This window comes from Endozoicomonas sp. ONNA2 (assembly GCF_024606365.1).
Lineage (GTDB): Bacteria > Pseudomonadota > Gammaproteobacteria > Pseudomonadales > Endozoicomonadaceae > Endozoicomonas.
In genome coordinates this window covers 1-9,162 of the sequence record NZ_JAHHPO010000167.1, presented here as the reverse complement: position 1 = coordinate 9,162, position 9,162 = coordinate 1, and the positions used below count along the sequence as shown (strand labels likewise).

Annotated in this window: 10 protein-coding genes; 3 read left to right on the top strand and 7 right to left on the bottom strand. The window is 50.6% G+C overall.

The features are described 5' to 3' along the window. A partial coding sequence (locus KDK14_RS03085) for a transketolase C-terminal domain-containing protein (protein WP_306671444.1) occupies nt 1-589 on the top strand: 589 nt, incomplete at its 5' end. 120 nt (nt 590-709) lie between these two features. Here the strand turns inward: KDK14_RS03085 and ribA are convergent. The 5 genes from ribA to ribBA form a co-directional block, all read right to left on the bottom strand. Then, nucleotides 710-1,303, bottom strand: a complete 594-nt coding sequence (gene ribA, locus KDK14_RS03080; RefSeq protein ID WP_257263555.1) for a GTP cyclohydrolase II — start codon at nt 1,301-1,303, stop codon at nt 710-712. 183 nt (nt 1,304-1,486) lie between these two features. Beyond that, nucleotides 1,487-2,020: a phosphatidylglycerophosphatase A gene (locus KDK14_RS03075; protein WP_257263554.1), complete on the bottom strand. Its 534-nt coding sequence runs from the start codon at nt 2,018-2,020 to the stop codon at nt 1,487-1,489. A 22-nt stretch (nt 2,021-2,042) separates the two neighbouring features. Then, nucleotides 2,043-3,032, bottom strand: coding sequence for a thiamine-phosphate kinase (thiL, locus tag KDK14_RS03070; protein WP_257263553.1), 990 nt, complete (start codon nt 3,030-3,032; stop codon nt 2,043-2,045). Nucleotides 3,033-3,103: 71 nt separating this feature from the next. Next, the gene (gene nusB / locus KDK14_RS03065) at nt 3,104-3,589 is read right to left on the bottom strand and encodes a transcription antitermination factor NusB (RefSeq protein WP_257263552.1); all 486 of its coding nucleotides are present in this window, start codon (nt 3,587-3,589) and stop codon (nt 3,104-3,106) included. 458 nt (nt 3,590-4,047) lie between these two features. Continuing rightward, entirely contained in the window at nt 4,048-5,166 is a 1,119-nt protein-coding gene (ribBA, locus tag KDK14_RS03060; RefSeq protein WP_257263551.1) for a bifunctional 3,4-dihydroxy-2-butanone-4-phosphate synthase/GTP cyclohydrolase II, read from the bottom strand. A 218-nt stretch (nt 5,167-5,384) separates the two neighbouring features. On the opposite strand from ribBA, the gene KDK14_RS03055 reads away from it, so the two are divergent. Further along, complete coding sequence (locus KDK14_RS03055; protein ID WP_257263550.1) at nt 5,385-6,734, top strand: hypothetical protein; 1,350 nt, start codon at nt 5,385-5,387, stop codon at nt 6,732-6,734. Between the two features lie 139 nt (nt 6,735-6,873). On the opposite strand, the gene ribD is transcribed toward KDK14_RS03055, so the two are convergent. Both ribD and KDK14_RS03045 read right to left on the bottom strand, forming a co-directional pair. Continuing rightward, entirely contained in the window at nt 6,874-7,986 is a 1,113-nt protein-coding gene (gene ribD / locus KDK14_RS03050; protein ID WP_373691021.1) for a bifunctional diaminohydroxyphosphoribosylaminopyrimidine deaminase/5-amino-6-(5-phosphoribosylamino)uracil reductase RibD, read from the bottom strand. Between the two features lie 152 nt (nt 7,987-8,138). After that, nucleotides 8,139-8,732 (bottom strand): HugZ family protein, encoded by a 594-nt coding sequence (locus KDK14_RS03045; RefSeq protein ID WP_257263548.1) that lies wholly within the window; start codon nt 8,730-8,732, stop codon nt 8,139-8,141. 158 nt (nt 8,733-8,890) lie between these two features. On the opposite strand from KDK14_RS03045, the gene KDK14_RS03040 reads away from it, so the two are divergent. Beyond that, nucleotides 8,891-9,121, top strand: a complete 231-nt coding sequence (locus KDK14_RS03040; protein ID WP_257263547.1) for a hypothetical protein — start codon at nt 8,891-8,893, stop codon at nt 9,119-9,121. The last annotated feature ends 41 nt before the right edge of the window (nt 9,122-9,162 follow it).

Sequence of the window (9,162 nt, the reverse complement as noted above, 5' to 3'; positions counted from 1 at the left end):
GGTGATGACGCCGGGTGATGAAAATGAAACCCGACAGCTGCTGTCTACTGGTTTTCTTTATGATGGGCCGGCGTCGGTTCGTTACCCACGAGGAACAGGCCCTGGTGCCGAGATTTGTCCTGATCTTCTGCCTTTGCCTGTTGGTAAAGGTGAAATTCGTCGTACAGGAAGCAGGGTAGCGCTACTGGTGTTTGGCACATTGTTGGGGAATGCCCTGGCAGCTGCTGAGTCGCTGGACGCAACGGTTGCCAATATGCGGTTTGTTAAACCTCTGGATGAAACGCTGGTCAAAGAGCTTGCTGCCAACCATGAGCTGCTGGTAACTCTGGAAGAAGGGTGTATTGCTGGTGGTGCAGGCTCAGGTGTTATGGAATATCTGCAGAGGCAGGAGGTTAATGTGCCGGTTCTCAATCTTGGTATTGCTGATACCTACATTGAAGCCGCAAGCCACAGGGAACAGTTGGCTCAGTGCGGGCTGGATACGGCGGGTATTATTCGTTCTGTTCGTGACCGGATGGAGCGGATAGAGAGGCAGTCATTTCATCTTGGCATGGCGGCAACCGGGGCCCGGGAGGCTGTCCGGGAATAGATTGCCCGACTGCGTTATCCTCAATTTTCTGCCATCCCCGGACAACCTCCCTTTTATCCTGAATAACACGGCAATGTACAGATAATAAAAAAGGAGCCAGATGGCTCCCCGTTATTTTGTTCAGGCCATGTTGTACATGTGGCCCAGCTTCCACACCTTCGTGGCCAGATAACGCTCGTTATGAGGGTTTTGACCGGTCTGGAGGGGAATTCTTTCGACAACCCGAATGCCCAGGTTGGTAAGAGATTCCACTTTGCGTGGATTGTTAGTCATCAGTCTCAGGCTGCAAATGCCAAGATGATCAAGCATGGTTTTACACATGTCATATTTGCGCATATCCGGCTCAAAACCCAGCTCTTCATTAGCCTGAACCGTATCCATACCGCTGTCCTGAAGGTGATAGGCACGAACCTTGTTCAGCAGACCAATGCCACGGCCTTCCTGGCGGAGATAAAGTAATACTCCCCGACCTTCTTCAGCAATACGCTCCAGGGCCGCCTGAAGTTGTGGGCCGCAGTCGCAGCGCATGCTGAACAGTGCATCGCCTGTCAGACATTCGGAATGAACCCTGGCAAGCACCGGTCCCCCCTGACTGACATTCCCCATGGTTAATGCCAGATGCTCCTTGCCCATATCACTGTCTTCGAAACCATGCATGATGAATTCGCCATAGGGCGTGGGTAAGCGAGAATCTGCAACAAAACTGACAGGCACTCACTGCTCCTTATGTAGTTTGTGGGCGGATTGTATCAGTCCGTGAGGCTTCAGGCGAGTATGGTAATAAGGCAGGAAGATAAGGATTTGTCCCAGAATAACCTCACTATTTTACTCAGTCCGGATTTACTCAGTCCGGAACAATTTGCCTCAATCCGCATGATTCCGTGAGTTTCACAAAACTCATCCCTGATAATAGGATGTCAAGGTGAGCACTTTCGCCAGATAGATATAGTGAATGGCCTGAAGGGATATCAAGGCAAAGACGCCTGCCACCAGGTCATCAATCATAATGCCAATACCGCCATGAACTGTCCTGTCCAGCCAACTGATCGGCCATGGCTTCCAGATATCAAACAGCCTGAACAGGAGAAAGCCCAGGAGAATCCACTGCCATCCTGCGGGGGCGGCAATCATGGTTACCCAAAAGCCGCAAAATTCATCCCAGACTATGGCAGGATGGTCATGCACTCCCAGATCTTTTGCGGTCCGTCCACAGAGCCAGAAACCGGCCACTGACGCGACAAGCACAATCTCAAGGTATGTCCACAGGCCCAATCCCTGCAGTAGCAGGTAAAAGAATGCGGCAGCAATGGTACCAAAGGTGCCGGGCGCTTTGGGTGCCAGCCCACTGCCACAGCCAAGGGCGAGAAAGTGAACAGGATTTTTCCAGCAGGTTTCTCCTGGTGCTATGCCTTGTTTGGTGGAGAGCGTCATGGGCTTTATATTCTTTCAAAAATCAAAAATGAGTGTAGGCTTTTTTGCTGAGCAGGTTGCCCTGTGGGTCTCTGATTATTCCGTACTCATCAATAATCTGGCCAATACAGGTAATGGGGCAGCCATCTGAGAGTTTCGCCGGTAGTGTCTGAGCCATGGAGCGAGGGATCGTGAAACAGAGTTCGTAATCGTCACCACCGGTCAGGGCCAGGGTGAGAGCGGTATCCTGGTCATGGAACCGGTCAAGGGCTGCCGATCTGGGCACCAGCCCGGGCTCGATTTCTGCGCCCACGTTGCTGGCTTCGAGGATATGACCAAGGTCACCCAGCAGTCCATCGGAAATATCCAGGGCTGAGGTAGCACCTGCCTGGCGCAGCCATTGGCCGGCAAATAGACGGGGGGAGGGATACCAATAGCGATGTAACAGGTATTTAAGTCTTTCATCACCACAGGTTTCCGGTGTCTCGCCGCTCAATACAGAAGGCAGCGCACCGGCGGCATCACCCAATGTACCGGAAATACAGATAAGATCACCGGGCCGGGCACCGCTGCGCAGCAAGGCATGTCCTTTGGGGACAAGGCCCTGAACCTGTAGGGAGAGGGTCAGTGGTCCTTTCGTGGTATCTCCACCAATCAGCGGGATTTTAAATCGCTGGGCAAGGTGGGCGAGACCTTCGGAGAACTCTTTCAGCCAGAGTTCGGAAACCCTGGGCAGGGTCAGGCCGAGGGTAAAACTGTGGGGTTCGGCCCCCATGGCCGCAAGATCACTGAGGTTGACCGCCAGGGCCCGGTATCCAAGGGCAAAAGGATCGCATTCGCCAGGGAAGTGGACCCCTTCCACCAGGGTGTCCAGCGACTGGGCAAGCTGCATGTCTCTGGGGATATCAAAAAGCGCACAGTCATCACCAATACCAAGAATACTGCTGGTATACTGCCCTTGAATCCGGGCGATCTCAGGGCGAGCAAAGTAGCGTTTGATCAGCTCGAATTCACCCATTACACCAGTGGCCATAAATCCCCGTTAAATGGTCAAGTGGTCTATAGTACCTGACTCCGTCATGGCTTAGGCAGCTTATAATCAGCCTATTTTTTGCGGTAAGCATGCACTTCTTCAGAACGTAGACGCGGTGCCAGTTTGTCAAGGATGCCATTAATATAGCGATGAGAGTCCTGGGCGCCAAAGCGTTTGGCCAGTTCAATGGCTTCATTGATCACTACCCGGTAAGGAACATCTTTGCGGTTCATCAGTTCAAAGCAACCAATACGCAGGGCACAAAGCTCCACCGGGTCAAGCTGGTTCAATGGGCGGTCCAGCACGGCGGTCATCGCTTCATCAAGTTGGTTGGCGCGGTTGGGAACACCATGGATGATGGCACTGAAATACTCGGCATCCACTTTGCTGAAATCATTGTCAGTGTGGAATTGCGCTTCAATCTGGTTTAGTGGTGATTTGGCGATTTGCCACTGATACAGCGCCTGAAGGGCCAGCTGCCGTGCTCTTCTGCGAGCCGACGGGTTGAGCCGATTGGGGCTCTTCTTTTGAGCGGGCGTGCCTTGTGGGTTATTCATTGGCGAGGTGCTCACCTCAAGTCTCCAAAGTTATTAACAGGAATACCATTCGAAAGGCGTGGGCCTTTCGACCGTTTCTACCAGACTGGGACACCAGCAGGGCATCAAGGGTCAGCATTGCATCTTGCAGATTAACGCGGCTTTTTAACACTTTCGTTAGCAAGATAATCAACGTGCGGTTTACCGTCAGACAATCTACCCATCAAATAGTAATAGCAAAGGTAACTTTTGCATCAAAAAGATGTGCATCAAAAAGATGTGCATCAAAAAGATGTGCACCAAATAAAGATATGCATTTAATACAGCTGGACGGTAACAAATCAGTTTACATGATCGGACAACGCTAATGGTGATTTATTTACCCGAAGCAGGAATCGCTTGTGCTTTTGCGAACAACAGGTGACGGGAAGCGGACGGCGAACTTTTCCCGGGCCAGGTATAATGATGTGGTTATTCCATTACTCACCGAAAGGCAGATACTCCACAACCTCCAGGTCAAACCCGGACAGTGCCGCAAAACGGATGGGTGAGCTTAACAGGCGCATCTTGCCAACGCCCAGGTCCCGTAAAATCTGCGAGCCGGTACCAATGGCCTGATAGGCTCTGGATATACCATCAGAATACGAACGCTCACTGGCATCAACAAAGCGCTCCAGGGCCATGCCGAGGTCCTGATGGCTGCCGGAATCCAGGAGCACAACAACACCCGTGCCTTCTTCTGCTACTCTGGCCATGGCTTTGTGCAGAGACCAGCCGGTGCGGGCACCTTCACTGTGCGCTGCCAGAAGGTCACGGAAAGGTTCCATGGCGTGCACCCGAACCAGTGTTGGGGAGTCCGACGAAATATAGCCTTTGCTGAGCGCCAGGTGCTTGCAGTTGCTGATGTGGTCCTGATAAACCGAAAGATCGAACTGGCCAAAGTCGGTCTTGATCACCCGCTGGTCAACCTTTGCTACGGTTTTTTCATGGAGCATCCGGTAGTGAATCAGATCGGCAATAGTACCCATTTTCAGGTCATGCTTTTCTGCAAACGCTTCCAGGTCAGGGCGACGGGCCATTGAGCCATCTTCGTTCATGATCTCAATAATGGCGGCTGCCGGTGTCAGTCCTGCCAGGCGGGCAAGATCGCAACCGGCTTCGGTATGGCCAGCGCGGCTCAATACCCCGCCCGCCCGGGCGCGAAGCGGGAAAATGTGACCTGGCTGGACAATGTCAGCCGGGCGTGACAGTGGGTCCACCGCAGTTAAAATGGTCCTGGCTCGATCCTGTGCGGAAATACCCGTGGTCACCCCTTCTGCTGCTTCAATAGAAACGGTGAATGGTGTGCCATAGCCAGACTGGTTGTCAGACGCCCTCACCATTTGCGTAAGGCCAAGATAGTCACAACGCTCGCCGGTTAACGTCAGGCAGAGTAGTCCCCTCGCCTCACGGGTCATGAAGTTAACTATTTCCGGTGTGATTTTCTCCGCAGCGATGATCAAATCTCCTTCGTTCTCACGGTCTTCATCATCCATCAGTATGACCGGCTTGCCGAGGCGAATGTCCTCTAGAAGTGCTTCGATGGAGTTCAGCTGCATAATGTCCCTCTGATACCCGGTGGTTTCCGGTACGATTTTTATCAGCTATAGGCGAAAAATGTGTGGGAGCTATTTTACTCTTTTCATCGGGGGTTAACAGCGGTTTATGGATAAGCTGCGCTGTGTTGTGAATAGCTTGTCAGTTTCAGGCTGGGCGCATCGTCGCTGTTTATTTGGTTTATCATTAATTAATAGAATGCTAAAAGGGATTTTTTATAATGTTAAGAAATATATCGGAGGTATTAAAATCTTCTGCTGACGTTCTTGAACAATGGAGCAGAAATAACAACAGCAACTGGCGATCTTTGGATATGCAAAAAGTGCATACGTCAGATGGACGATGTGTTTACCAGCTGGATGTAAAAGAAGGTTTTTTTTCTTATCTGAAAAATCATGTCAAATGTTTCCTCTTCGCATCTCATTACAAGAAAACGATGGAGGAAGCGCTCCAGACACCCTCCATAGAGAAAAGCATAAAAGACAGGTATGTTGCGGCCCTGAACACAGGCGCTGTGCCCTTTGTCAGGCACATCTCATACAAGGCACCATTGCCAGCAGTCGAGGTTGGCCAGAACACAAATAGCCAGACATTACCTCCGGCAGGGTCAGACCATGATTCAGGTAGTGAAACAGCCAGTAATCCGGGTGAATTTCCTGAGCCATTTGAAGGAGCACCCGGGTTTGGTAATGACCCGCGGGATATCGGTTATGCCCAGAGCCCTGTGAGCCATAACCACTCAAATGCTGACCCACATGATTATGGACTTCAACAAGCATTGGTGCGCAGTATGAAGACTCAATTGACGGATCAGTCAAGACGTGATGCCACGGAGGCAGCCCGGCTGGCAAAAGCTATAAGCGATAGCATGGCCGTAAGTAATGAGAATGATCCCACCCTGATTGAGGCGATAGTGCGCAGCAGATTAACGGAACAGCAAGATGAGCAAAGGCGTCTTTGGCACCTTGCTAGAGAGCAGGCAGATGTGCAAAAGGCCATTGGGCTTAGTTTAAGCCCAGACACGGTGACTGAGAGCGATCCCGGTATGGCGCAGGGTATCGCTGCCAGTAAACAAACCGGCGTCAGTCATGATGAAAAATGTCGTCGGCAAGAGGAAAAGGCGAAAGAAATATTAAAGAAGTACCACCGGAATTTTTTTCAGACGACTCGCCAGGGCGATTGTTTTTACGATGGAATATGCAAGCTTAGAGGTCATTCCAGCATCACGGATTTAAGAAAGCGATCCTACGAAGAGGGAATAAAGTGCCTGCAAGGCGAGGGTAAACTGAAGCCGTTTGACCCGGAAGTCACTCCAGTGCTTAAAGATGATATTGAAAAGTTACGAAATAATCATAATTATGCCCTTGAAACTGATGTTCGCCTGATGGCTTGTACTGAAAATTGCAGGATCGTTGTTTGCGATCTGGAGGAAGCGGTAAGAATGGTTGCAGGCCCAGAAGGTGAGCTTGATTATCCAAAAAAAACATTGTCTGAAGTCATGGAGCAATACCCTGAGGCAGAATTATTTGTGCTCGATAACAAGCACTACATGACCGGCAAGAAAAATTAGTGTGGCGTCGTTGGCCAGTTACTTATTCGCCCTGATTATAGTTGGGCTCAAGTTGTTAAGTAGTTGGCCAACTACTTATGCCATCTACAACGACCTTTTCTCATGATGCGACTATTATTATCCAAGCATTATCCAAGCATTATCCAGAAATTGCTGGCCTCGCCGTGATTTTCCAGTCATTACCTATTGCCCGGATATCTTTGATAACCAGCTCTTTTTTTTCAGACATGCGGTGCAGTGGCAAATTCAACAGAGGTCTTGCTTCTGAGCCCAGCAGAACCGGAGCCATGAACACCACCAGTTCATCAATCAGGTTTTCAGCCATCATACTGCCAGCCAGTTGAGCGCCGGTTTCCAGTAGCACTTCGTTGCACTCCCTGCGCCCCAACTCTGCTAATAGCGCCGGGAGGTTTACTCTGCCCGCCGTTATCTGCCCAGCATTATCTAACAGTAGTATTTCTGCACCCGCCTGCTCCAGCAGGGCTTTTTTCTCAGGGCAGCATTGTGCGGTGGTCACGATCAGGCAATGTCCGGGGCCTGAAATGACTTTGGCATCAATGGGTGTTTGCAGTGTTGAGTCCAGAACCACTCGCAGTGGCTGACGTTTGCAGATAGCAGCTGCGTTGGCCAAACCCAGTTCATCGGGGCGAACCGTCAGTGAAGAGTTATCGTGAAGGATCGAGCCTACCCCCGTGATAATTGCACAACTCTGTGCTCTGAGTTTTTGCACTTCGCTGCGTGCCATGGGGCCGGTAATCCATTGGGATTCACCACTGGCCATGGCGGTTCTGCCGTCCAGACTCATGGCCAGTTTCGCCCTGACCAGCGGCATCCTGGAAGACATGCGCTTGAAAAAACCTTCATTCAGGGCCCGGGCTTCATCTTCAAGCACACCGAAGAGGGTTTCTATCCCCGCTGCCTGAAGCATGGCCATGCCTTTCCCGGATACGGAAGGGTTTACATCCTCTACGGCGGCAACCACCCGTGCGACACCGGCAGCCTTGAGTGCTTCTGTGCAAGGCGGTGTTCTGCCAATATGGTTGCAGGGTTCCAGGGTTACATACACGGTGGCACCTTTGGCCCTCATGCCAGCCATACGCAGTGCCTTCTCCTCGGCATGAGGCCCTCCTGCCCTTTCATGCCAGCCTTCTCCAACAATATGACCGTTGACGTCTATAATGACACAACCGACTCTCGGGTTAGGCATGGTTGTGTACCAACCTGAGCGAGCCAGCTCAATTGCCTTGGCCATAAAGCCCCTTTCTATCGCTTCTCGGGTCATTGGAACCTCGGTTTAATGTAACTTTGCCGTGAAAAATATTTTGTTTAACCATTTTTCATCCTTGAGGGTGGCGCAAAATATTTTCACGCGCTATGGGCATTTATGTCAGGGAATTATGCTCATTACTTTTTCTTGTCAATAACAATATGGCTGAACGAGCCATCAGCATCGATTTTGAAGGCTTTGCCAAAACCTGCGGTATATTGTCCATTTTCAGGTTTCAGCGCAAACAGATGAAAGTCTGGCAGATTACGTAATACTTCCACCGTGCTGCCAAACTTTTCCTGAACCAGGTCCAGCCAGTGGTCACAGCGTTCGCTGCCTCTTGGCAACTCTTCAGCCTGGCAATGGAAAAAGGCACGTTCACGGGCAAACAGGTTTTTGGTTTCTGACTCAGGGGCTGCAAACAGGATTGAGCAGACAGGGTTAGCCTGCAGATTAGGTGTATGGTGAGCCAGCTCGCTGATGAATATATAAAAATTGCCATCCTCCCCGCGCAGGTAGGGAGTGTAGCTGATTTCCGGCTTTCCTTGCGCAGACAGGGTGGAAAGAGTTAACGTTTTATGGCTGTTTACCAGCTTCTTGCAGCACTCGGCGATTGCCGCAAGCTCTTCACCTTCTATAATTGCTGCTTTCTTGCTCATGATGACCTTAAGCTGATAATCAACATTGTTAGCCCGAACTATAACCGGTTGTGTGCGCTCTTGCTTGTGCATCTTCACCATAACGGCTCGATTTTAAACGATTGGTGACGTGTTTTGTCATTTTGCCGCCTGCTTTTGCGCATAATAAACGGCAATTTATGATATTAGATAGCTGTTTTAGCCGAGCCAACGGCTTTAAATTAAAAAAACGATAAAAACAGGCATCTGTCATGTATAGCAAACAGTTCGTACCATCCTCTTACCATCAAAGTAAAGTACCCCGATGGAATGCCAGTGCATTTTGTTTGCCCGGGCCACCGATATTGCTCTTCCCCCTCACAGTAGACCAGATCGCAGTTAACAACGGCTATCCGCCCGCCATGGATGACTCGCTCTCAATGGCAGAAAACCACCTTGCCCCGGAGGCAACAGTCCCCGGCTGTGGTTCTCGTTTTTTTTGAACCACAAAGACACAGAGACAAAAAGAAAAGATTTCTTTTAT

What these genes read in the sequence shown, in the direction of transcription:
- KDK14_RS03075 (WP_257263554.1), bottom strand. Translation starts at nt 2,020, where the DNA reads ATGACGCTCTCCACCAAACAAGGCATAGCACCAGGAGAAACCTGCTGG.
- thiL (WP_257263553.1), bottom strand. Translation starts at nt 3,032, where the DNA reads ATGGCCACTGGTGTAATGGGTGAATTCGAGCTGATCAAACGCTACTTT.
- nusB (WP_257263552.1), bottom strand. Translation starts at nt 3,589, where the DNA reads ATGAATAACCCACAAGGCACGCCCGCTCAAAAGAAGAGCCCCAATCGG.
- ribBA (WP_257263551.1), bottom strand. Translation starts at nt 5,166, where the DNA reads ATGCAGCTGAACTCCATCGAAGCACTTCTAGAGGACATTCGCCTCGGC.
- KDK14_RS03055 (WP_257263550.1), top strand. Translation starts at nt 5,385, where the DNA reads ATGTTAAGAAATATATCGGAGGTATTAAAATCTTCTGCTGACGTTCTT.
- ribD (WP_373691021.1), bottom strand. Translation starts at nt 7,986, where the DNA reads ATGGCCAAGGCAATTGAGCTGGCTCGCTCAGGTTGGTACACAACCATG.
- KDK14_RS03045 (WP_257263548.1), bottom strand. Translation starts at nt 8,732, where the DNA reads ATGCACAAGCAAGAGCGCACACAACCGGTTATAGTTCGGGCTAACAAT.
- KDK14_RS03040 (WP_257263547.1), top strand. Translation starts at nt 8,891, where the DNA reads ATGTATAGCAAACAGTTCGTACCATCCTCTTACCATCAAAGTAAAGTA.